The organism is Vibrio sp. 10N.286.49.C3 (genome assembly GCF_041469545.1).
Lineage (GTDB): Bacteria > Pseudomonadota > Gammaproteobacteria > Enterobacterales > Vibrionaceae > Vibrio > Vibrio tasmaniensis_A.
Genome location: NZ_JBFRKT010000012.1, coordinates 1 through 23,973, shown reverse-complemented (window position 1 = coordinate 23,973; position 23,973 = coordinate 1). Strand labels below are relative to the sequence as shown.

Here is a 23,973-nt window from a genome sequence, read left to right as displayed (position 1 = left end):
TTGCCAGAAAGCATGAATGGCTGTTGACGTCACTTCATGTAGTGAGTTGGGGTTTCTCCGGTGTGTTGCTTAAAGAAATGAATAAACGCACTGTCACTGGAGAACTCTAACTCGTGGGCAACCGCAGAGACACTCTTTTTTTCTGACAATTGCTCAATGGCACTTAACAGCCTCCATTGTTGACGCCAAGCTTGGTAAGGCATCCCCGTTTCTTTGATGAATAATCGGCTTACGGTCTTGCTGCTTGCTCCAATATGCTTGGCCATTTCATTGAGTGGTTGAGGTAACTGTGTTCCTAGTTTTACTTTTTCTAACCACAACGCTAATCGTTTATCTTTGGGTAAAGGCAGCGTTAGCTCGTTCCTTTCTGCGTAAGAAAGTTCCTCGCAACACAACGCCAATGTGTTTTGTTGCTCTTCATTAGGTTTATCCCAATCCCAAAAAGCCATTCGTTCGTTCAATTCCTTTAGTAGTGGTGTGACGTTAAGAATACTTAACTCTTCAGGCAAGTTTTTAATGCGAAGAGGATCAAAATAAAGCGAACGATAGGCCACGACATTGGTCATGGTTGCACAATGCTCAATTCCCGCGGGTATCCAGGCAACTTTGGTGGGCGGCAACACACAATGCATTCCGTCGAGGGTAATACTGATGCAACCGTGTGGTGCAAATAACAATTGTGCACGGTTGTGTGTATGCATACCAGAATCGTGCCTGCCGACTTGGGCGGCAATGCCGACAAAGGGATAGGGCATTCCATCAACATAAAAAGGTGTGTTGTCATCGATCAACATGATTTGTCCTTATTTTGATGTTTGTTGTTCTACTGTTGATATTTGAACACAAATGAAATCCATATACTTCTCTTATTCCAGTTTTAGAAGAGAATAATATGAATAAAAAACCCCATATGGGACTGATCATCATTCTGCTGATGTTCCCCCAAATTGTTGAAACTATCTACAGCCCAGTATTGCCGAACTTAGTTGATTATTTTGGTGTATCAATGGCAAGTGCAAGTCAAACCTTGTCGATTTACTTTATTGCTTTTGCTGTGGGTGTTGTTTTTTGGGGGCGAGTTTCTGATCTTATTGGCCGCAGAAAAGCGATGTTGTGTGGTTTGTTTACTTATGGTGTTGGTTGCCTGTTAGCCATCACGGCAACTCAATTTGATATGGTCATGATTGCGCGGGTTGTTTCAGCTTTTGGGGCAGCGGTAGGCTCAGTTATTGGTCAAACAATACTGCGAGATAGCTATGAAGGCAAAGAGCTAGGGAAAGTGTTTTCGCTAGCAATTGTTGCAGTATCAATCAGCCCTGTTGTTGGCTTAATGTCAGGAGGATTGATTGCTGAATATTTTGGACACTTAGTGGTGTTCAGTTTACTGCTTGTCATGGCTTTTATATTGCTGATCGTATCGGCCTTTTCTTTACCCGAAACGAAACCTGCTGATACTAAAACAGTCAGCTTTATTGGTATTTTCACGGTAATGCTAAAAGATAGGGATATTTGGAAAAGTGCGATTCTTGTGGCTTGCTTTAATGTCATGATGTTTAGCTATTATTCTTTAGCACCATTTATGTTCAGCCAATTTGGCTTAAGTTCCATAGAATTTGGTTACAGTGGCGTGATCTTGGCGGCTGCCTCCGTTTTAGGAAGCTCGATGAATAAACGATTGCTAGTAAAAGAATGGGGTTCCCAACGACTCATTCAGATCGCGGTGTTAATCAGCTTTGTTGGGGCTGTTCAGGTGTACTTTTACCAAGACAGCCTTTGGTTTCTACTAGGAATGGCTGCTGTGGTTGTAGGGTTTGGTATGGCAAGTCCTAATATATTCAGTACGGCGTTGGTCAATTATAAACAGCAAGCAGGCACGGCAGGGGCGGTTCTAGGATTGTTTTATTACTGTTTAATTGGTGGGGGACTAGGGCTTGCTGGTGAGATTGGTAACTTAGGGGTAGTGCTAATAGGAATGTCGTTATTGGCAAGTACCATGTTGATGTCTCGTGATTAACCTATTTTGAGAGTGTTAACCTTGTGAATAATAAAGAGAGGCGATCATTGCTTCTCTTTTTTTTGGTCTAAATCGCTGATGAGTAGAAATGAATACTATATCTAAAAGGTGGATGGCAAGTTGTCGACACATCGATTTCTAATAATTGTAGGGTAAGTAAGGGTTTGTTGAGCCTCTCCTAGGTTAATTCATTTATTAACAGTTGGTTAAATCATTATTTGCGTGTTTTCTAACAAACTTTATCGTCTATAAAAAATACTACCTTAGTCTAAATTGTCGACAATCTACTTGATTGTCGACAATTCGATCGTGTATTTTATGTTCATGTTATGAAATTGTTGACAGTTAGGGTCGGCAATCAGAAGTGAGCAGCGTGAATATGAATACTGCGATAAAAGACCTCACCTTAAGTGCAAACACGAAAACACGTGTGAGCGACAAAGAAAACACCAAGTCGGAAAATCTGACTGAGTACCTCGTTGAGGCGATTGTTAACGGTGAATTAGCTCCGGGCAGTAAGATCTCGGAACCTGAATTGGCTAAACGCTTTGAGGTAAGCCGAGGTCCATTACGTGAAGCGATAATGCGTGTTGAAGGACTTGGCCTGATAGAACGTATTCCACATGTCGGCGCTCGAGTTATTACTTTTTCGGCAGACAAACTGCTAGAGCTTTACGCGGTGCGAGAGGCATTGGAAGGCATGGCGGCTCGCTTGGCAGCGCGACATATCACGCAAGAAGAGCTTATCGGGCTTGAAGGATTATTGTCGACACACTCAAAGCACATCGATGAAGTCGAAGGTTCTTCTTACTTTCATCAACATGGGGATTTTGATTTCCATTACCGCATTATCAAAGCGAGTCGTAACAGCAAACTCATTTCGCTGCTGTGTGATGAGCTTTATCACCTATTACGCATGTATCGCTATCAATCGCCTAGGGCTCAGTCTCGACCAAAAGAGGCGCTCGATGAACATAAATATATTCTACAAGCAATTCGTAACCGTGATGAAGAGCTAGCAGAAATGCTAATGCGACGACACATCTCGGGTAGCCGATTGCTTATAGAGCAACAAATTCAATCCAAAGATCTTGATTAAGCGGCCATTGGAATCTGTCAGCGGATCAGTGCTGGCGATAACCAAAAGCCGTAAGTCTTAAAGATTAGCTAGAAATAAACAATTAACAGGGAGCGTCATTATGAAGTTATCAGCAGGAGCTAAGTTCCGACAAGCTGTGCAAGACAACGACCCATTGCAGATCGTCGGTACGGTGAATCCGTATTGCGCGATGATGGCAAAGAACTTAGGGCATCAGGCGATCTATTTGTCGGGTGGAGGTATCGCCAATGCGTCTTATGGTTTGCCTGATTTAGGTATTACGACATTGAACGATGTGTTGGTGGATGTTGAACGTATTACCAACGCGTGTGATCTGCCATTGCTGGTGGATATCGATACGGGATTTGGTGGCGCATTCAATATTGCACGTACGATTCGCGCTATGGAGAAGGCAGGCGCAGCAGCAATTCACATGGAAGATCAAGTCGCTCAGAAACGCTGTGGTCATCGGCCAAATAAAGCGATTGTGAGCCAACAAGAGATGGTCGATAGAGTCAAAGCGGCAACCGATGCCAGAACCGATGACAGCTTTGTGATTATGGCTCGTACCGATGCATTGGCGGTTGAAGGCATTGATAGTGCGATTGAACGAGCGATAGCTTGTGTTGAAGCGGGCGCGGACATGATTTTCCCTGAGGCGATGAATCAGCTCGACCAGTACGTGAAGTTCTCGGCAGCGCTGAAATCAGCAACGGGTAAGCACGTGCCTATCTTGGCTAACATAACTGAGTTTGGCCAAACACCACTCTACAACTGTAACGAGTTAGCCCAATCAAGTGTCGACATGGTGCTTTATCCATTGAGTGCGTTCCGTGCGATGAACAAAGCGGCGGAGAATGTTTACAAGCACTTGTTAGTTGAAGGCAATCAAGAAGCTCTGTTGGATTCAATGCAAACCCGTAAAGAGCTTTACGAACACCTGAATTACCACGACTACGAGAACAAGCTTGATCAGTTGTTTTCAAGCGAAGGGTAAACCAGTTTCAATTAATCAAAAATCAACTTAATCCAATAACGTGAAATGGTTAGTCGCCATATCCAGTACCGATGATAAAGATCATCGGACATATAAACAGGCAGCACCAAAGAGTGCAGGCGGCTAACACAGAAAAGGAGTTCAACATGTCTGTATCTTTGAGTGATAAAGCAACTGTCGAAAAGGCTTCTACAGAAAACCAACAACAAAGCGAAAAAACAGCCAGCACACCTGCAATCGGTGGTGCTGGTCTACGTGGTCAGAGTGCGGGAACCACGGCGCTATGTACGGTAGGAAAATCAGGAACTGGTTTAACCTACCGTGGTTATGATATTACCGACCTTGCTAATCATGCTCAGTTCGAAGAAGTGGCGCATCTGCTACTAAGAGGTCATTTACCCAGTGAAAAAGAGCTTGATGATTACAAAACATTGTTGGTTGGTCTGCGCGGCTTGCCTCAACCTTTGAAAGTAGCATTAGAGCTTATCCCTGCTGACGCTCATCCAATGGATGTGATGAGAACGGGCTGTTCAATGTTGGGTAACTTAGAGCAAGAATCGGACTTCTCTGAGCAACTATCAGCAACAGAACGTATGCTTGCACTTTTTCCTGCGATTATTTGTTACTGGTATCGCTTTAGCCATGATGGCGTGCGCATTGATACTGAAGATCAAAGTGAAGCATGTTTGGGTGGCTACTTCTTGAAAATGCTAACGGATAAAGCACCGAGTGAACTTCACAAGAAGGTGATGCACTGCTCGCTAACCCTTTACGCGGAACATGAGTTTAATGCTTCGACTTTTGCCGCTCGTGTGTGTGCATCAACGCTGTCGGATATCCACTCTTGTGTCACCGCAGCGATTGGTACGTTGAGAGGCCCTTTGCATGGCGGTGCGAATGAAGCGGCGATGGAAATGATCCAAGATTGGCAAACCGCCGATGAAGCGGAAACGAACATCATGAATATGCTTGCTAACAAAGATAAGATCATGGGCTTCGGTCATGCCATTTATCGTGAAAGCGATCCACGAAATGCTCTAATCAAGCGTTGGTCAAAAGAGCTTGCTCAAGAGGTGGGAGATAAACAGCTTTATGCCGTTTCTGAGCGTGTTGAAGCTGTAATGAAGCGCGAGAAAGGGCTGTTCTGTAATGCTGACTTCTTCCACGCATCGGCATATCACTTCATGGACATCCCAACCAAACTGTTTACTCCTATCTTCGTGATGAGCCGCCTTACTGGTTGGACGGCACACGTATTCGAGCAAAGAGAAAACAATCGAATTATTCGTCCAAGTGCAGACTACACCGGGCCAGAGCATCAAGACTGGCTACCAATCCATTTACGTTAGTCCTCTATATCGAGCCGACTTATATCTCGAGGTGACTTTCTCTTCATGTGATAAGGCCTCGAGAACCAACGAATAGAATTTGACAGATAATGGTGGATGTATGTCTGATGTAAAACTTGAAAGAAACCAAGAGCTTGATGAAAACAAGTATCGAAAGGTTCTACCGGGAACGGGCTTAGAATATTTCGACGCTTGCGAAGCGGTAGAAGCAATATCCCCAGGTGCTTACAAAACCTTGCCTTATACGTCGAGAGTATTAGCAGAGCAATTAGTAAGACGCTGTGATCCTGAAACCCTTGAAGACAGCTTAAAACAGATCATTGAACGCAAGAGCGACTTAGATTTTCCTTGGTATCCTGCGCGCGTGGTGTGTCATGACATTCTAGGTCAAACAGCTTTGGTTGATTTGGCTGGATTAAGAGACGCGATTGCCGACCAAGGCGGAGACCCTGCCAAGGTGAATCCCGTTGTCGAAACTCAATTGATTGTTGACCATTCGCTGGCAGTGGAACACGCGGGTTTTGATAGCGAAGCGTTTGATAAAAACCGAGCGATTGAAGATCGCAGAAACGAAGACCGTTTTCACTTTATAGAATGGTGTAAAACCGCGTTTAAGAACGTGAGTGTGATTCCTGCGGGGAACGGGATCATGCACCAGATTAACTTGGAGAAAATGTCTCCGGTTATTCAATCCAAAGAAGGTATCGCTTTCCCTGATACTTGTGTCGGCACCGACAGTCATACTCCTCATGTTGATGCTCTGGGTGTTATTGCAATAGGTGTAGGTGGTTTGGAAGCTGAGACTGTGATGCTCGGTCGTCCGTCTATGATGCGTTTGCCAGACATCGTGGGCGTTAAACTGACGGGTCAACGACAAGAAGGGATAACCGCAACGGATATTGTGCTTGCGATTACTGAGTTCCTTCGAAATGAAAAAGTGGTTTCTAGTTACTTAGAGTTCTTTGGTGAAGGTGCTCGTGCACTGACTATTGGCGACCGCGCCACTATATCGAATATGACACCAGAATACGGCGCGACAGCAGGTATGTTCTATATCGATGAACAGACCATACAATACCTAAAGCTGACAGGACGCGAGCCTGAACAGGTTGAGTTAGTTGAGCTATACGCTAAGCAAACTGGCTTATGGGCCGATGATTTAGATTCCGCTCAGTACGAACGTGTGCTTGAGTTTGATTTGTCTAAAGTTGAGCGCAACCTTGCAGGGCCATCCAATCCCCATCGTCGTTTACCAACCAGTGAACTTACCAAACAAGGCATTAGCCAATCATTGTGGAAAGAACAACATTCGGCGAAATATAGCGATGAACAAATGCCCGATGGTGCTGTGATTATTGCTGCAATTACTTCTTGTACAAACACCAGTAATCCAAGAAACGTGGTCGCCGCAGCATTGGTGGCCAAGAAAGCCAATCAGCTTGGATTAGTTCGTAAGCCGTGGGTGAAAACGTCATTTGCTCCAGGTTCTAAAGTTGCCAAGCTCTATCTCGAGTCGGCAGGTTTGCTTCCTGAGCTGGAACAATTAGGCTTCGGTATCGTCGGTTATGCGTGTACTACCTGTAACGGAATGAGTGGGGCGTTGGATCCTAAAATCCAACAAGAGATCATCGACCGCGACCTGTATTCAACCGCGGTGTTATCGGGGAATCGAAACTTTGATGGTCGAATCCACCCTTATGCCAAACAAGCGTTTTTAGCCTCACCGCCATTGGTGGTTGCTTACGCGTTGGCTGGCACGATTCGCTTTGATATCGAGAAAGACAGCTTAGGCACCGACAACAATGGTAAGCCAATCTACTTAAGTGATTTATGGCCGAGTGATGCCGAGATCGATGCCGTTGTCGGTGAGCACGTTAAGCCTCAGCAATTCCAACAAATCTACGTGAAAATGTTCCAGCCAGATGAGGATCAGGTGACGACTGAACCGCTTTATGACTGGCGACCTCAAAGTACCTATATTCGCAGACCACCTTATTGGGAAGGTGCTCTTGCGGGAGAACGAAGCCTATCTGGTATGAGACCTTTAGCGATTCTGGGTGACAACATCACCACAGATCACTTATCCCCTTCAAATGCGATTCTCGCTTCGAGCGCTGCGGGGGAATACCTCACCAAAATGGAAGTGCCCGAAGAGGACTTTAACTCTTACGCGACCCATCGAGGCGATCACTTAACCGCGCAACGAGCAACATTCGCCAACCCTAAGCTGTTTAACGAAATGGTGAAGGACGCTGGAGAAGTCGTGCAAGGTTCATTAGCAAGAGTTGAACCTGAAGGTCAAGTTACGCGAATGTGGGAAGCGATTGAAACCTACATGAATCGTAAACAACCCTTGATTGTCGTTGCTGGTGCCGATTATGGACAAGGTTCATCACGTGACTGGGCAGCCAAAGGTGTACGTCTAGCGGGTGTTGAAGTGATTGTTGCTGAAGGGTTTGAACGAATTCACAGAACCAACTTGGTTGGCATGGGTGTTCTGCCTCTGCAATTCAAAGCGGGGACCAATCGCAATACCTTACAACTCGATGGCACCGAGCTTTACGATGTTTACGGCGATATTGAAGCGGGTTCTGATTTGGCTCTAGTGATCACTCGTAAAAACGGTGAAAAGCTTGATGTGCCAGTAACCTGTCGATTAGACACCGCTGACGAAGTGAATGTGTACAGCGCTGGTGGCGTATTGCAACGTTTCGCTAAAGACTTTCTCGCCCAGTAGGAGCTAGTTATGAACATCAAACAGATAAAAGTGCCTGCGACCTATATGCGAGGCGGGACGAGCAAAGGCATTTTCTTCAACCTAAGTGATTTGCCTGAATCAGCGCAAGTTGCTGGAGAGTCGAGAGATAAGTTGTTGCTGAGAGTAATTGGCAGTCCAGATCCTTATGGTAAACAAACAGATGGTATGGGTGGTGCAACTTCGAGTACCAGCAAAACTGTGATTGTTTCGAAGAGCAGCAAAGCTGATCACGATGTTGATTATCTCTTCGGTCAAGTTGCGATAGATAAGCCGTTCGTTGATTGGAGCGGTAACTGCGGTAATTTGTCTGCTGCAGTGGGCCCATTTGCTATTCATGGTGGATTGGTTAATTCGAATCGTATTCCAGAAAACGGCGTGGTCGAGGTGCGAGTGTGGCAAGTGAATATAGAAAAAACCATCATTGTTCACGTGCCTATCGTTAAAGGTGAAGTACAAGAGTTAGGTGATTTTGAACTCGATGGTGTCACTTTCACCGCCGCTGAGATCCAAGTTGATTTTCTAGACCCCGCCGATGCGAGTGGCTCTATGTTCCCAACAGGGAATGTTGTCGATTTTTTAGATGTTCCCGATCTGGGTTGCATCAAAGCGACATACATTAATGCTGGGATACCCACCATTTTTGTTGATGCTGAATCGGTTGGTTACCAAGGCACTGAACTTCAATCAGATATCAATAGTGATACCAAAGCCTTGGCTCTGTTTGAATCCATACGAGCACATGGTGCAGTAGCGATGGGTCTTATCGATTCTTTAGAACAAGCTGAATCACGTCAACATACACCTAAAGTCGCGTTTGTTGCTAAGCCTCAAGCGTACCAAGCCTCCAGTGGTAAATCGGTTGCTGTCGAAGATACTGACCTTCTGGTGCGTGCTTTGTCTATGGGACAACTGCATCACGCCATGATGGGTACGGCAGCGGTCGCCATTGCTTCAGCGGCGAGTGTGCCAGGTACGTTAGTGAACTTGGCAGTCGGTGAGGGTTCCCGAGATTTTGTTACCTTTGGTCATCCATCAGGAACCTTAAAAGTGGGTGCTAAAGCTATTCAGACGGAAAGCGGGTGGAAAATAGAACGGGCAATTATGAGTCGTAGTGCCCGAGTGATCATGGAAGGTGCCATTCGAGTGCCTTTTCCTAAGTAAAGCGATTGTCGTGAACGGTTAAATGTTCACGAGCACAACGCTGAGAAAAGAGTGCAATCAAGTGCTACTGCCAAAAGCTAGGCGCTTGGACTAATGGATAAATCATGGAGGAGGCACTATGTCTGCTACGAATCGAATGAACAGAAAAACAGACTATATCACCGAGTATCAATGGGCTAGGGAAGACCCCAATTCGTTCTGGGAAACACAAGCACAAGCGATAGATTGGTTTGAACCACCAAAAACGATATTACAAACTGACGATAACGGTATTGAACGTTGGTTTCCTGATGGGGTGATGAACACCTGCTGGCTCGCGCTGGATTACCATTGTGAAAATGGGCGAGGTAGCAATACCGCGCTGATTTACGACTCTCCAGTTACAGGAACTCAATCCTCGTACACTTACAATCAATTGCGTGAACAAGTGGCTAAAGTCGCAGGTATGTTAGCCACGCAAGGCGTTACCAAAGGTGATCGTGTGGTGATCTACATGCCAATGATTCCTGAAGCTGCCATGGCAATGCTAGCCTGTGCACGACTAGGCGCGGTGCATTCGGTGGTGTTTGGTGGTTTTGCTCCTCATGAGCTTGCCGTTCGTATCGAAGATGCTGAACCGAAGGTGTTGATTACTGCATCCTGCGGTGTCGAGATAAATAAAGTTCTGCCATATAAGCCGATGGTCGACAGGGCGATCATGGACAGTCGTTGGAAGCCTGAGAAAGTCGTGGTATTCCAAAGAGAGCAGTCTCTAGCCGAATTGAACAACGAACGTGATGTACTTTGGCAACAAGCGGTTGAGGATGCTTTGCCTCACGTATGTGTGCCTGTTCTAGCGACTGACCCACTATATATCTTGTATACATCAGGGACGACGGGTAAGCCAAAAGGCGTGGTGCGCGATAATGGTGGTCATGCGGTTGCGATGAAATACTCGATGAGCACTATTTACGATATGCCGCAAGATGGTGTGTTTTGGGCAGCTTCTGATGTCGGTTGGGTAGTGGGGCATTCCTACATTGTGTATGCGCCATTGATTCATGGCTGTACGACCATTTTGTTTGAAGGCAAGCCAGTACGAACGCCAGATCCCGGCGCATTCTGGCGTGTGTGTGAAGAGTACAAGGTCGATGTATTGTTTTCTGCGCCAACAGCGTTTAGGGCAATCAAGAAAGAAGATCCCGAAGGCGAGTTGCTCACCAAGTATGATTTATCATCGCTCAAGTCGATTTTTATGGCTGGCGAGCGTTTAGACCCTCCAACATTGGATTGGGTTGAGTCTCATACCAATAAACCAGTTATCGATCATTGGTGGCAAACCGAAACAGGTTGGGCCATTTCCGCCAATCCAACAGGGTTAGAATCTTTACCAGTGAAAGCGGGCTCTTCAACCAAGCCAGTACCCGGTTACCAAGTGGAGATCCTCAATGAGTTGGGTGAAATCGCACAAACGAATCAACAAGGGTTTGTGGCACTTAAACGACCATTGCCGCCTGGTTGTTTACCCACGGTATGGCGCAATCATGATCGGTTTGAATCCGGCTATTTGAGTCAGTTCCCGGGCTATTATGTTTCTGGGGACGGTGGCTATCTTGATGAAGATGGGTATCTATTTATCATGGGCCGTATCGACGATGTGATAAACGTAGCGGGACACCGTCTGTCGACGGGAGAAATGGAAGAGATCGTGGGTGGTCACCCAGCCATTGCAGAATGTGCGGTAGTCGGTATTCACGATGACTTAAAAGGGCAGTTACCTCTTGGTTTCGTTGTGCTGAAAGATGGCGTAAAAGTCGATGGTATTGAGTTGCAAGCGGAGTTGGTTGGCAAGGTTCGTAATGAGATTGGCGCGGTAGCTTGTTTTAAGCAAGCCTTGGTTGTTGAGAGACTACCCAAGACACGTTCAGGTAAGATCTTACGCAGAACTATCCGACAGATCGCAGAAGGTGAGCAATATGTGGTGCCTTCGACGATTGACGACCCTACCAGCTTAACTGAAATTGCTGAAAAGCTCGGCAAATAGACGTCGCAGTTTAGGTAGTATAATCTTCGGCTGGTTGATTTATACATAAGCCAGCGTGATGGTTTACCTAAACTCTACTTTATTCATCCGCTTATCCATTGCGTTTACTATGACCTCATTATGAATCCCACATATTGAGGTCTTTTTTATGCGAGCTTACTTTTGGTTGATTGCTTTACTGGTCAGTGGTGCTGCTAGTGCCAGTATTTCAAAGGATGAAGCGAGTAGAGCGTTGTTAGAGCCATTGAGTCATCCCAAGATATTTAAATGTGTGTCCAAGACTGGCGTCGATCTCTATCAAGCAGTTTTTGATATGGGCGTGGGGTATGAAGCCAACCCGATTAACTCGAAGATGATCGTTAATTCAAGGAAAGGTCGCTACGAATATCAAATCTTAGGCGCGGTAAGGTCTGAAAGAGCCGGTGAAATTGTCGTGTTGACTCGTCATGTGGGAGACGGTGTCAAAGTAGCCGCTATGATTGATGACGAAAATGGCAAGATACTGGGGATCGGCGATAAAAATCATTATCGAGATTGCGGTGTTAGGCCACCACCTAGCGCAGAAAATATGCAAAACTTTTGGTCCAAAGGCTAAGAGCGACATGTGAAATACAAAAATTATTGAGAAAGCTAGATTGAGGAGACCTTATTGGTCGCCTTTTTTGTTTGTCAGGCTAAGGCGAGCTCAAAGATATATATCAATAAGCACTTATGCGATGGTTGAATGATACATAACTGAACATGATGTATCGTCTAAACGTGGCTTTATTTATCTCATTAACGGTTCTGCTTAAGATGGCTCTACTCCAAACGAAGAACTAAGCGAGACTCCTATGAAATTCACTAAACCTTTTCTTTTAGCGACACTGATTGTGACTCTTTCTGGTTGCGCATCACCAGCAATGGATAACGAAAATGAGAATGCTGCACGTAATCGTGGTGCTGTGGGTGGTGCTTTATTAGGAGCGACAGCAGGCGCTCTAACTGGAGATGCGGGCTTAGCCGCGAAGGGTGCTGCATTGGGTGGTGTGACTGGTGGTGTTGCTGGTTCAATGAAAGATACGGATGATGCAAGAAACGCACAACGAACCCAAGTTACTGCTGATGGTCTAGCGCAAGACAATCGCACCGATGCAGAAAAGCGAGTTGCTGAAGTAGAGGCTGAAATTAAGCTTATTGAACTAGAACAACAGCTTGCTGATCTCAAAGAAGAGAAAGAGGACAATGGTGCATAAAGCTGAAGCTACAGCAAAAGCTAATGCCTAGATATTCGTTTAATTCAAAATAATTCAAACAGAATGGCCACGTAATGTGGCCGTTTTTGTATCTAAAATACGCACTTCAAACAATGAATTAATTCAATAACTTGTATAGATACTCACGCCAAGTAAACTAGACTCAGTTTAGATATTAATTTGGTTTGAGAAGCGCAATAGTCATGAATGTCATCTTAAGGGCCGCAAAGCACGCGGATTTGGAACAACTTAACGAGTTAATGTTCGATCTCCACCATCACCACCACCTTGCAAGCCCAGAGCACTTTAAAACGGCAGAAGAGATTGAGCAGGAAAAAAGCATTGCACGTTACTTAGATGATCCTGAATGCTTAGTCTACGTGGCATTAAAAGGTGAACTAATTGTTGGCTTTATCTCCGGACATTTTTGTGAGCTTATCTCAACGGTGAGTAAACCGGTGCCGATGGGGAGTGTCGATGAACTGTTTGTCTTACCTGATTATCGAAAAGAATCAATTGCTGAAAAGTTGTTTAACAAAGTTGAAAGTACTTTTGATGATTATGGCGTTGAACAAGTCTTTGTAGAGGTTTGGGACTTTAATTCACCTGCCAAGGACTTCTATCAAAAAATGGGGTTCACACCTCACATTCAATGGATGAGGAAGGCTTTGCACAAAACGTAGGCAGCGATTTTGTGCGTGTTTGATTACAATAGACTCGTGTATTAGCAGTCTTAAATTTCTTCTATTATTTTTTAGGTAAACTCGTTGGCTATTCGATATTTATTAGTTTTCATATTATCTCTTTTGAGTACTACTTCCGCTTGGGCAAGCAACACTTTGCCCGATCATATCGCGGGCGCTTTGTGTGTAGTACGTGCTGATAACCAAATCGTGTTGGTTGATGAGTTGATCACAGGTCAATTGTCTCTACCGGGAGGCACTGTTGTTTCAGGTGAGCCGCCAGCAGTCGCGGCGCAACGTGAAACGTGGGAAGAGGCGGGTTTGTCGGTAACGGTCGGTGATGTACTGGGTTATACCGACAGTGCCGTCGTGTTTGATTGTATTTCTGACTCTGAAGTGATCAGCTACAAGGCTCGGAATGAATTAGGTGGCTTTGAGTTGCCGATTTGGTTTGCGCCTCATTACGGCGTGGAAGTCAGCCGTGCGATGTTACTTCCTCCTACTGAATTGCAAGATCACCAATACCGCTACCCAGAACAGTGGTCTGAGATTAACGAGCTGTTTTTATCTGCGACAGATCAACCTGTGACGTATGTGACTGAGCTGGTGGGCGCGGCACCCCAAGTCCATCAAGTTGAACTAAATTGGATTGTGTCGCTTCAAAACGTGTTCGATAAGATGCCAAGCTTGTTTGCGAATACTGTACTTTTAACTGACTCGTTAGCGAAGCCTTGGGTTTTCATCGTGATATTGCCGCTAATTGCTTGGCATTTTGGCCGTAACTTCGCGTTAAAGTTTGGCTTCACTTTGATTTCGGTGACACTGCTCACTTTAATCGCCCACCAAGGGTTTGGTTTTCCACGTCCGCATGCTTACTTGCCAACATTGAAACTAGTGATGAGCAGTGGGTATAGCTTTCCAAGTTTATTGGCTGGCTTATGGGTGAGTTTAACCTTGTTAGTCTTTTGGAAACTAAAGCGCCTCTTGGAGCAAAAATCGATTTTGATTGTGCTCACTGGCCTACTGTGGATCATGCTATTTAAGTCTTATTCAGGCAGTGCGTTCTTTAGTGATGTCATAATGGGAGGCGTATTGGGCGCGTTAACGACTTGGCACATCGTGAGATTAGATGCGAAACCTGATGTTGATATTAGTGCCTTGTTAAGCTCTAAAGGTGTCTGGTGGGCATTGTGCTTACTGTCGATTGTTCTCACGGTTATATGGCCTCTGCCAACATTTTCTTTCTGGGTGGCAATTTTGATGACGATTGCATGCTTAGTAACGTTAACGGACTCGAAGCCTTTGGTCGGCCACTTCTCATTCAAGATTGTATTTGGAGTGATGGCGATGTTGTTAGCGGGGAATCTGCTGATTAGCTGGGCTGGAAGTTTCGTCTCATTCAGTGGCATCGCTTCATTTATTGTTGAGACCTTACGTTTCCCAATCTTGATTCTATTTGGTGTCGTGGCGTTTCGTCTGCCATGGAAAAGAGAGTTGGCGAACCGACGAACATAAAATCAAAAAAGGCTGTGCAGTGCACAGCCTTTGTCATTTGTGAAACAAGCAAAAAGTAATTCTCACTCGAGCCTATTGACCGTTTACGAGTTGAAGATAAACTTTTCAATCGCGACGGCGACTCCGTGGTCGTCGTTGGCCGCTGTGATGTGATCCGCCAGTTTCTTGGTTTCTTCCATTGCGTTTTCCATCGCAATACCCATGCCCGCGTATTCAAGCATATGGTGATCGTTTTCAGCATCGCCCATGCAGATCACTTCTTTCGCTGTAATCCCCAAATGTTTAGCGATTGCTTCAATACCGACACCCTTGTTTGAATTTGGGTTTAAGAACTCTAAGAAGAATGGTGCACTTTGCACGATAGTAAACTGAGTCTTAAGTTCTTGTGGCAACTTGCTGATGATTTCGGTCAGCTTGCTTGGTTCCGCGACAATCATTGTTTTGATAATTTCATGGTCGTCTTCTAGTTGAGAAAAGTCGAGCTCGGTAATCTTTAAGCCGTTAATACGCGCTTCAATAGCGGTGTACTCATTGTTTTCAGGTGTTATTAAGCCATGAACCTTGCTGAAGGCATGCACATAACCACCTAGCTCTTGTGCTAATGCAGCAATCTGTTTCGCGGCTTTACCATTGCTAATCTCGCTGTGAATGATCTCTTTTGTCGATACATTCTGAACCACAGAGCCGTTGTAGAAGAGTACAAAGTCATCTTCGCCGTTGATTGAAAGCTCGTCTAACTTACTCTGCATGCCTTCTAAAGGACGACCAGAAGCCAGAACCACTTTCACACCTGCAGCGCGAGCTTTAGCTATCGCGTCTTTGTTCTCTTGAGAAATCACTTTTTCACTGTTAAGTAGTGTGCCATCCATATCAAGAGCAATCAGTTTGTACATGTTGTTCCTTACGAAAAAATTAAAAGCTAACGAAATCTAATGGGCGAAAGGATAAGGGAACTTGAAAGTTCAGGCTAGGGCTTTGATCAACTCATTTATCAGTACTCATTTGTTTGACCAAAAGGGGCAAGTGCTTTAAGGTCTGCGGTTGATTAATTTCATCAAATGATTGAGCTGAGGGTAAGTTGTACAAGATTAATGAAATGTTTGAAACCATCCAGGGCGAGGGCGTATTTACCGGCGTTCCTGCTGTTTTTGTTCGACTGCAAATTTGCCCTGTAGGCTGTTCTTGGTGTGATACCAAACAGACTTGGGAAGCGTTGCCGGAAGATGAAACGAGCCTTGGTGATATTATGGTTAAGACAGAGGATTCACCGACTTGGTCTGCAATTGATGCGCAAGGAATCGTGAATGAATATATCAAGCAAGGTTACACCGCGAAGCACATTGTGATTACTGGTGGTGAGCCGTGCATCTATGATCTTGTCCCTCTTACTGAAGCATTTGAGCAGCACGGTTGTCGCTGTCAGATTGAGACCAGCGGAACATCAGAAGTAAAAGCCACACTGGATACTTGGGTTACGGTGTCACCAAAAATCGCAATGAAAGCCAAATTGGATATCCTTGATAGCGCACTCGTTCGTGCGAATGAAATTAAGCATCCAGTAGGCACAAGCAAAGACATCGAACAACTTGACGGTTTATTGGAGCGAGCTGCGGTTGCTAGCGACACTGTTATCGCTCTGCAACCAATCAGCCAAAAAGACCGCGCTACTCAGCTTTGTATTGATACCTGCATTGAGCGTAATTGGCGCTTATCAATACAAACTCACAAATATTTGAGCATCGCATAGGTTGCATTTGTTTACTGGCCTAGATAAGTCGCTAGTAGAAGATTCTCGTAAGGATTTAAGATGAAAAAAGCAGTGGTAGTATTCAGTGGTGGTCAAGACTCAACAACGTGTCTTGTTCAAGCTTTAAAAGAGTATGATGAAGTTCATGCGATTACGTTTGATTATGGTCAGCGCCATAGACTCGAGATTGAAGTGGCTGAGTCGTTGTCAAAAGATCTTGGTGTGAAAGCACACAAAGTGATGGATGTGACTCTGTTGAATGAACTGGCTATCAGCTCTCTGACTCGCGACGATATCCCTGTGTCTCATGAGCTACAAGAGAATGGACTACCAAACTCTTTTGTTCCTGGTCGTAATATTCTGTTCTTAACTTTGGCGGGTATTTACGCTTACCAAATCGGTGCAAATACCGTAATCACGGGCGTGTGTGAAACTGATTTCTCAGGCTACCCTGATTGTCGTAATAACTTTGTGAAAGCGATGAACTCTGCGCTTGTACAAGGTATGGACAAGCCGCTTGATATTAAAACACCGTTAATGTGGTTAAACAAGGCTGAGACATGGGCGTTAGCAGACCAGTACTCAGCACTTGAGCTTGTTAGAAACAAAACACTGACTTGTTACAACGGCATTGTTGGTGATGGTTGTGGCGATTGCCCGGCATGTGAACTGCGTAAAGTTGGCCTTAACGACTACCTAGGTGATCGCGAGGGTATTATGGCTGATTTGGTTCGTAAACAGGCTGAGAATAAATAACATCAGGTGAGTCTATTGGGTCGTTATAAGCATCGATGATGCAGTTTCGACCATTACTCTTCGCTTGATAAAGTGCTTGGTCAAGAACCGAGTATAAGTCATCAAAGTCACTTAATGCGTTTGAGGTTGCTAGATAAGCAAAACTCGCGGTTACATTAAGTGGCTTTTTGCTTTCTGATAAGAAAACTGCACTCGAAATAGCATAATGTAACTCCTCTACACGCTCTTGTACTTCAGCTGGTTTTGTATCAGTAAGCATAATCAGAAATTCTTCGCCGCCTAAGCGCCCGAACAGCTCACCTTTAATTAAATGTTGTCTTATTTGCTGACTTATATGAACGAGTGCTCTATCACCAGTAGGGTGGCCATATTGGTCATTAATTTTCTTGAATTTATCTAGATCGAGCAAAACGAGAACATGTTGTTTTTCTGTTCCTTTGCAGGCTTTGATACGCTTGATTCTTCGTATTATCTCGGTCCGACTATACGCCTTTGTCATGGCATCGATTGCTGCTTTTGCACGAATGGCCTTATTTGTGAAGATCATAAAGCTAGCCGCACACAGCAATAGAATAACAATCATGTTATACACCACCCTTTGATGTTCCATCTTTTCGATTTGAAGTCGGTCTAAATTTGCTTGATGTCTCAGGAAAGAACTCTCTAGTTCTTTTTCGTACCTAGCATGAGCTAGATCTAGTGCTTCAAAAGCCAACCTGTTATCTATATCTCGGGTTTCGAACTGTATTAAGGAGTATCGCTGATAGAAATAGAAAGCTTGCTTGTAATCGCTGAGTGTCTGATGAATATCAGATAGTTGAAGTAGTGCTTGAGCGGTGTACTTATGTCTTGTGACTTGTTCGGATAGCTCCAAAGCTTGTTGTGCATAATTGAGCGCTTCCGTTTTAAGTTTTTGGTCTTCGAACATATCGCTGATTGCTAAGAAAGCATTGATTCGAATGACATCGTTGTTTAGCTTGCTTGAAGCCGATAGAGACTCTACTAGGTAGTCTCTCGCCAAATCATAGTTCTTCGTCTGCGTGTATGCTTTTCCTAAACCAAGAGTTGTTAGCGCAATGCCGTAGCTATGAGATGATGTAGTCAACAGTGCTTTTGCTTTTTGAAAGTGATTAATTGCTAGGTCACTTTGTCCTTGATTAAGGTAAAGATCTGCAAGGCTATGATGAACTTGTGCTTTCATCAAATCAGAAGCATCCGATCTCAGAGCGAGTGCTTCTATGAGGTACTCTGCCGATTTATCATATTGCTTTAACTCTTTGAGCAAATTACCCACATCGTTATAGATCCCCGAAATATCGTGTCCTTGTGGGAACACGCTTATCAGTGATAGGTAAGTATCTAGAGCGGCTTGATAGTCGCTGCGGAAATGGTGATTGTTAGCGATCACTCGATAAGTGCCAAATTTTGGTAATACAGGGTCAGCAATGTCATGTAAATCCGACTGAAGTGCAGAACAATAATAGTTCGCTTGATGATATTTAGCTTGCTCATTGAGAGAACGACATAATTGGTATTTTAATAATGCTCTACCTGTAACATCGTTGATTGATTGCATTTTTACTAATATGGACAAAAAGCCTTGCTGAGCTTCTTTGTACTGACCTTGTCCATCATTTACTAGGGCATTAATAAACGCTTGTTCTATCGCTTGGTAGTCACTGTCGTTTGAAGCGATTCCATAAAACGGTTGATCGCGCTGGCTCATGTATTGATATAGCAGTGCCGAAAGGTAGAGCTTATCCCCGTAGGTTGTTGAACTCGTGTAGCGTGTTTGCAGCATGTTCAATGCGCGCGAAGGGGAATGAGTTAGAGTCGAGAGATAGAGTGCGTTCCAATCAGCATTTGGAGTTGTGTGGGGAGCTAATGCCGAGGAGCTAATTGTTGGATAAGGTTCATGATCCAATGTTGATGCTTGGCTAAAAGAATAAAGATTGATGAAAAGCAGAAAGGCAATGAAAATGGAGTGAATCACGAGATAATATCAATCAGATAAAGAACGGTATTCTATTGATAGTTTGATATTGCTTCAATTTTTTTTGGCGAGTTAATGGTTTTTTATGTGAGGTAAATCTCTAATTCTCAATGGCTTATCATAGGTAACCGGTCGTACGCTATTGTACGACCGATCTTGGAAGCTAGATGTATAATTTCGCTAGATCAGAAGGCTCAAGTTCTTTACCTTCCAATGTTGCATTCCAGTTAGTACCAACAAGAACACCATCTTCAGCTAGGGTCAGTAACCAATCTTCTACAAAGATATCTAGTGGGATTTCTAATACTTCGAAGTCTGCCCACTCTTCAACGTTGTGAGTCTGAGCGTCCTCTTTTGAAGACCAGAACGGCATCACTTCACTGTTTTCGAATTCACTTGAGTCACATGCTAGCCAACCTTCTTCGTTGCGAAGGCCCCATACCAGTTTAGTTTCTTGTGTTTCAGAAACGAAAAGTTCTAGATTTGCTTGAGTATCAGCGGTTAGTTTGCTCATGAATAATTTCTCTATGTTGATAACAAGACAAGATTAACATTATACAAGGGGTAGGTATATGGCGATCAAGGAATTATAAGGATACTGAAACGCTTACCAAACGTTTCAGTATGGTTTGGGTGCGGTAGAATCTATTTGCCGATTTTAGTAAATATATGCCACTCTTCTTTGATGTTGCCTTTAAATCCGACAACAGAAGCTACAACTTTTCTGTTCAGTGCATGATTGGTTTCAGTGTCATTATCACGGAAGCCTGCATCTCCGTACCCTACGGTATAGACTCTTGATGGCGGGATACCATTGCTGATGAGCGCACGTCTTACATTGACCGCACGTTCTTCTGAGAGCTTGAGATTGTATTCGGCATTACCTACTTTACTAGCATAACCTTGCAATTGAATACTTGTGTTTTCGTAACGCTTTAGAAACGCAGCCATTTGACGAATTTGGCTCAGAAACACAGGTTTAATTTCTGCAGAGTCATTGGCAAATAAAATATGAAGATCTTTTTCTTCGCTAGACTCGAAATACGAGCCACAGCCATCATTATCTATTTCAGCGCCTATTTGTGTGTCTATACATAAATCGCGAGCGTTGATAACACCATCATTATCATCATCTTCGAGATCATAACTTTGTGTGGTGCTAGGAAGAGCACGATAAGTGAATTCATCATTTGTTTCAGCCATGATGTTGGCAGAAGCAACCACGAAGCATAGTGGGAGTATAGTTTTGAGAAGCTTCATTAATATTCTACCTTTTCATTCCATTCTTGTGGAGTCTCTACACGTAACCCTGTTAATAGGTTACCTGTAGCATTCATGACTCTATACTTTGCGTACTGTACATCGTACTTAGCGTCTAAAAATCCCTTACGTGCTTCGAAGAGTTCATTTTCAGTGTTAAGTAGATCGAGAAGGGTACGCTTACCAATTCGGTATTGTTTTTCATAAGAGATAACGGTGTCAGAAGCCGAGTCTACGTGATCCGACAAGAAATCTTTCTGCTGAACGGTTAAGTCAAGAGCGCTCCATGAAAGGCGTAAGCTTTCTTCTACATTGCGGTAAGTACTCTCACGTAGGTCTTTTGCTTTGTTGAGTTGATAAGCGGCACTTTCGGCACGGTCTTGATCGGCCCCACCGTTATAGAGATTGTACTTTAAGCGGAGCATCGCAGAAAATTCATCGCTGTTGCCTTTCGTACCACCTGCATCATCGCGCCACCTTTGAGCGGCTTCAAAAGAAACAGTTGGGTAGTTGGTACTCTTAGACTGTTTGTACTGGAACTTCGCTGAATCTACATCAGCCTGTGCAATTTTGATAACCGGGTGTTGGTTAAAGGCTTTTGCCAAAGCACCGTCGATCGTATAAGGAATAGAGCCTGCATCAGCACGTGGGTATACCAAGCCTAGTGGGGCTTGGCCAACAAGGCGTTTGAATTGAGTATGGGCATCAAATAAATTATTTTGAGCTGCCAGCAAATTACCGTGCGCTTTTGCAATACGAGCTTCTACCTGAGACATGTCTGCCGTAGATCCAATGCCTGAATCAACTCGTTTCTTGATATCTATATAGATATTTTTGTGCGTCGCCAGATTGTTTTCAGAAAGTGTAAGCACTTCATAAGCTTTAACTGAATCAAGATAGACTTTGGTTACTTGCAGTGCAATATCTTGAGCGCTAGATAGCAATTGATAACGGACAGACTCTGCATCAGCAGCGGTACGATCAATGTCGTTAGAAGTATTCGCGCCATCCCAAATGAGTTGTGTCAACGTAATTGCTGCTTCTTTACGCGTTAGATCTGTTGAGCTCGAATTCGTCGCCAAATCCGTATATTCGTAACCAATGCCACCGTCTAAATCTATACTCGGGCGGTAAGCTCCACCAGAAGCATCGTTAAGGTAACGTTGACTAACGTACTGGTTATATGCCGCTTTGATTTCAGGGTTACTTTCTAAAGTAAACGCGACGGCTTGCTCTAAGGTTTGCGCGCTAGCCGGTAAACTGAGTGCAATAGCCAACCCTAATGTAGTCGTTTTAATCCAGTTCAATTTCAATCTCCCAAAAATGGAGTATCACCTAAGTTTGTCGCTTTTAAGCTTGAATATATCAAATTTAGATGAACCGCCAAAAAAATAACGAATGCCCGATGAGCATTCGTAAATGGTTGTAAAGCTGTTAACCGATCATCGTACAGTTTAAGTTGATTCTGAGTACTTAAATTTGATTTGAGTGTTTGGGTTATCTTTCCCTAAGACAATAACTTATATGGAAGTTTTCGTCATCTTAATTATCACTCAGTGACCGTTATCATTCGTTTACATTGTAAGTTATTAAACATGCAATTCATAGCTAGGAATTATATGACATTAGATGTTATATTGTCACTAGATTATAAAATTGATGTCACTATTTTGACGTCGCAAACAGAAAATGAGCTTAGGGATTTATATGGACATGACAGTATTGAATGCGAGCGGTGCATTAGCATTAGGTCAACGCATTGTTATTTCGATAGATGGCACAATCAAGGTCCTAGAAGACGGCCAGCCATTACAAGCTGGGGATGTCGTTTTAGAATCCCAAAATGCAAATTCTGAATCTCAGATTTCAGTTAAGCGCTTTACGCCACAAGGAAAAGATGGCGATGAAGTCGATCTTGACCAAGATATTGAAAATATTTTTGCCGCTTTAGAAGAAGGGCAAGATCCTACAGAGTTAGGCGAAGAGTTCGCAACTGCAGCAGGTGTACGTGGATCGAGCTTAGTGAGCAGCGGGACAATTGAGCGTGATGGTGACGAAACCATCCCAGTTACCGAATTTGTAACAACAGGTTTCGAAGGCTTGGGTTTGTCTCGAACTCAAAGCTTGAGCTTGCTTGATCTGTTCCGATCAGTTGAAGTTGAGCCAACCGTAACTATTGAAGACAGCCAAATTATTAATGAAGGCTCAACAGCAATTTTCGAAGTAAGTCTAAGTAAAGCTGCGTCAGGCGATGTGAGCGTTACGCTAGAGACGTTATACGGAACGGCAACAGCGGACGACATCACAAGTGTTGTTGTGAAAGATGCCGCGGGTAACGTAGTGACACCAAACGCTGACGGTTCTTACACCGTGCCAGCGGGTGAAACTAAGTTAGTTGTTGAAGTCGCGACCAAAGACGACGGTACGTACGAAGGCGATGAGAAACTGAGCCTGAAAGTGACGGGTGCAACCGGCGTCACGGGTACGGGTACGGGTGAGCTAACCATTAAAGATGATGGCACCGGTCCTGTAGACCCAACCGATCCTACTCCGCCAGTGAATCCAGATGATCGCCCAAGTGTGAGCATCGAAGACAGCAAAGTTATTAACGAAGGTTCAACCGCGAGCTTCGATGTCAGCTTAAGCAAAGCTGCATCCATCGACGTCAGCGTAACGCTAGAAACCCTTTACGGCACAGCAACAGCGGACGACATCAACAGCGTTGTTGTGAAAGATGCCGCTGGTAACGTAGTGACACCGAACGCTGATGGCTCTTACACGGTGAAAGCGGGTGAAACCCAGCTGACTGTCGAAGTGGCGACCCAAGACGACGCGACGTACGAAGGCGACGAGAAACTGAGCCTGAAAGTGACGGGCGTGACGGGCGTTAACGGCACGGACACCAGTGACTTAACCATCACCGATGACGGCACCGGCCCGGTCGACCCAGGCACTCCAAACCCAGACGATCGCCCATCGGTGAGCATTACTGGTGGTGGTGACGTGAACGAAGGCGGCACCGCGAACTTCACTGTGAACTTGAGTGCGACAGCGGACACAGACGTGACTGTGCAGTTGACGTTAGATTACGACGAAGCCGAAGCGGCGGACATCAAATCGTATGAGTATGAAAGTGCACCGGGCGTGTGGAACGCGGTACCGGCGAACGGCATCTTGACCATCGCAGCGGGCGTGCAAAACGTGAACGTACGCGTAGTGACCGAGAACGATGACGTCTACGAAGGCAGCGAAAGCTTCAACGTCAACGTGGCGGGCGCGACCGGGACCATCACGGATCCAAATGCAGCGAAACAAAGCGCGACGCGACCATCAAAGACGATGGCACAACCGGTCCGGGCACCCCAGACAACGATAAACCAACC

20 protein-coding genes are annotated in these 23,973 nt (G+C 44.7%); 14 read left to right on the top strand and 6 right to left on the bottom strand.

What is annotated here, in order from left to right; translation table 11 throughout:
• Window positions 1-29: 29 nt before the first annotated feature.
• On the bottom strand, window positions 30-794 hold the full coding sequence (locus AB4180_RS07160; protein WP_102250522.1) for a helix-turn-helix domain-containing protein: 765 nt from the start codon (window positions 792-794) through the stop codon (window positions 30-32).
• 98 nt (window positions 795-892) lie between these two features.
• On the opposite strand from AB4180_RS07160, the gene AB4180_RS07155 reads away from it, so the two are divergent.
• The 11 genes from AB4180_RS07155 to AB4180_RS07105 all read left to right on the top strand — a co-directional run bounded on the left by AB4180_RS07155 (window position 893) and on the right by AB4180_RS07105 (window position 14,834).
• Entirely contained in the window at window positions 893-2,014 is a 1,122-nt protein-coding gene (locus tag AB4180_RS07155; RefSeq protein ID WP_157936328.1) for a multidrug effflux MFS transporter, read from the top strand.
• Window positions 2,015-2,393: 379 nt separating this feature from the next.
• Entirely contained in the window at window positions 2,394-3,113 is a 720-nt protein-coding gene (locus AB4180_RS07150) for a GntR family transcriptional regulator (protein ID WP_017071741.1), read from the top strand.
• A gap of 100 nt (window positions 3,114-3,213) precedes the next feature.
• Window positions 3,214-4,110 (top strand): methylisocitrate lyase, encoded by an 897-nt coding sequence (gene prpB, locus AB4180_RS07145; protein ID WP_017082680.1) that lies wholly within the window; start codon window positions 3,214-3,216, stop codon window positions 4,108-4,110.
• Window positions 4,111-4,256: 146 nt separating this feature from the next.
• A complete protein-coding gene (gene prpC / locus AB4180_RS07140) occupies window positions 4,257-5,459 on the top strand; it encodes a 2-methylcitrate synthase (RefSeq protein WP_017103082.1) in 1,203 nt (400 codons plus the stop codon).
• Between the two features lie 100 nt (window positions 5,460-5,559).
• A complete protein-coding gene (gene acnD, locus AB4180_RS07135) occupies window positions 5,560-8,196 on the top strand; it encodes a Fe/S-dependent 2-methylisocitrate dehydratase AcnD (RefSeq protein WP_102250521.1) in 2,637 nt (878 codons plus the stop codon).
• A 9-nt stretch (window positions 8,197-8,205) separates the two neighbouring features.
• Window positions 8,206-9,378: a 2-methylaconitate cis-trans isomerase PrpF gene (prpF, locus tag AB4180_RS07130; RefSeq protein WP_102250520.1), complete on the top strand. Its 1,173-nt coding sequence runs from the start codon at window positions 8,206-8,208 to the stop codon at window positions 9,376-9,378.
• A gap of 118 nt (window positions 9,379-9,496) precedes the next feature.
• Window positions 9,497-11,401, top strand: coding sequence for a propionyl-CoA synthetase (locus AB4180_RS07125; protein ID WP_102250519.1), 1,905 nt, complete (start codon window positions 9,497-9,499; stop codon window positions 11,399-11,401).
• Between the two features lie 148 nt (window positions 11,402-11,549).
• Window positions 11,550-11,996 carry a hypothetical protein gene (locus AB4180_RS07120; RefSeq protein ID WP_017096691.1) on the top strand — a complete coding sequence of 149 codons (447 nt, stop codon included), beginning with the start codon at window positions 11,550-11,552 and terminating at the stop codon, window positions 11,994-11,996.
• Window positions 11,997-12,234: 238 nt separating this feature from the next.
• Window positions 12,235-12,636 carry a glycine zipper domain-containing protein gene (locus tag AB4180_RS07115; protein WP_017103079.1) on the top strand — a complete coding sequence of 134 codons (402 nt, stop codon included), beginning with the start codon at window positions 12,235-12,237 and terminating at the stop codon, window positions 12,634-12,636.
• A 203-nt stretch (window positions 12,637-12,839) separates the two neighbouring features.
• Window positions 12,840-13,319 carry a GNAT family N-acetyltransferase gene (locus AB4180_RS07110; RefSeq protein WP_048606870.1) on the top strand — a complete coding sequence of 160 codons (480 nt, stop codon included), beginning with the start codon at window positions 12,840-12,842 and terminating at the stop codon, window positions 13,317-13,319.
• A gap of 84 nt (window positions 13,320-13,403) precedes the next feature.
• Complete coding sequence (locus tag AB4180_RS07105) at window positions 13,404-14,834, top strand: NUDIX domain-containing protein (RefSeq protein ID WP_102250518.1); 1,431 nt, start codon at window positions 13,404-13,406, stop codon at window positions 14,832-14,834.
• 83 nt (window positions 14,835-14,917) lie between these two features.
• Here the strand turns inward: AB4180_RS07105 and AB4180_RS07100 are convergent, their stop codons facing one another.
• A complete protein-coding gene (locus tag AB4180_RS07100; RefSeq protein ID WP_017098537.1) occupies window positions 14,918-15,727 on the bottom strand; it encodes a Cof-type HAD-IIB family hydrolase in 810 nt (269 codons plus the stop codon).
• 185 nt (window positions 15,728-15,912) lie between these two features.
• On the opposite strand from AB4180_RS07100, the gene queE reads away from it, so the two are divergent.
• Together queE and queC are read left to right on the top strand one after the other, a co-directional pair.
• Window positions 15,913-16,581: a 7-carboxy-7-deazaguanine synthase QueE gene (gene queE / locus AB4180_RS07095; RefSeq protein ID WP_017098536.1), complete on the top strand. Its 669-nt coding sequence runs from the start codon at window positions 15,913-15,915 to the stop codon at window positions 16,579-16,581.
• 60 nt (window positions 16,582-16,641) lie between these two features.
• A complete protein-coding gene (queC, locus tag AB4180_RS07090) occupies window positions 16,642-17,337 on the top strand; it encodes a 7-cyano-7-deazaguanine synthase QueC (RefSeq protein WP_017103076.1) in 696 nt (231 codons plus the stop codon).
• Here queC and AB4180_RS07085 read toward each other — a convergent pair.
• The 4 genes from AB4180_RS07085 to AB4180_RS07070 form a co-directional block, all read right to left on the bottom strand.
• Window positions 17,297-19,330, bottom strand: a complete 2,034-nt coding sequence (locus tag AB4180_RS07085) for a tetratricopeptide repeat-containing diguanylate cyclase (RefSeq protein WP_017103075.1) — start codon at window positions 19,328-19,330, stop codon at window positions 17,297-17,299. The two genes, queC and AB4180_RS07085, sit on opposite strands and share 41 nt — an antisense overlap.
• Window positions 19,331-19,493: 163 nt before the next feature.
• Window positions 19,494-19,844, bottom strand: coding sequence for a DUF2750 domain-containing protein (locus tag AB4180_RS07080; RefSeq protein WP_017062305.1), 351 nt, complete (start codon window positions 19,842-19,844; stop codon window positions 19,494-19,496).
• A 131-nt stretch (window positions 19,845-19,975) separates the two neighbouring features.
• Window positions 19,976-20,590, bottom strand: coding sequence for an OmpA family protein (locus tag AB4180_RS07075; protein WP_017103074.1), 615 nt, complete (start codon window positions 20,588-20,590; stop codon window positions 19,976-19,978).
• Window positions 20,590-21,897 (bottom strand): TolC family outer membrane protein, encoded by a 1,308-nt coding sequence (locus AB4180_RS07070; RefSeq protein ID WP_009846631.1) that lies wholly within the window; start codon window positions 21,895-21,897, stop codon window positions 20,590-20,592. Before AB4180_RS07070 ends, AB4180_RS07075 begins: the two co-directional genes overlap by 1 nt.
• A 400-nt stretch (window positions 21,898-22,297) precedes the next feature.
• On the opposite strand from AB4180_RS07070, the gene AB4180_RS07065 reads away from it, so the two are divergent.
• The coding region (locus AB4180_RS07065; RefSeq protein ID WP_277869662.1) for a Calx-beta domain-containing protein at window positions 22,298-23,973 on the top strand (1,676 nt) is incomplete at its 3' end.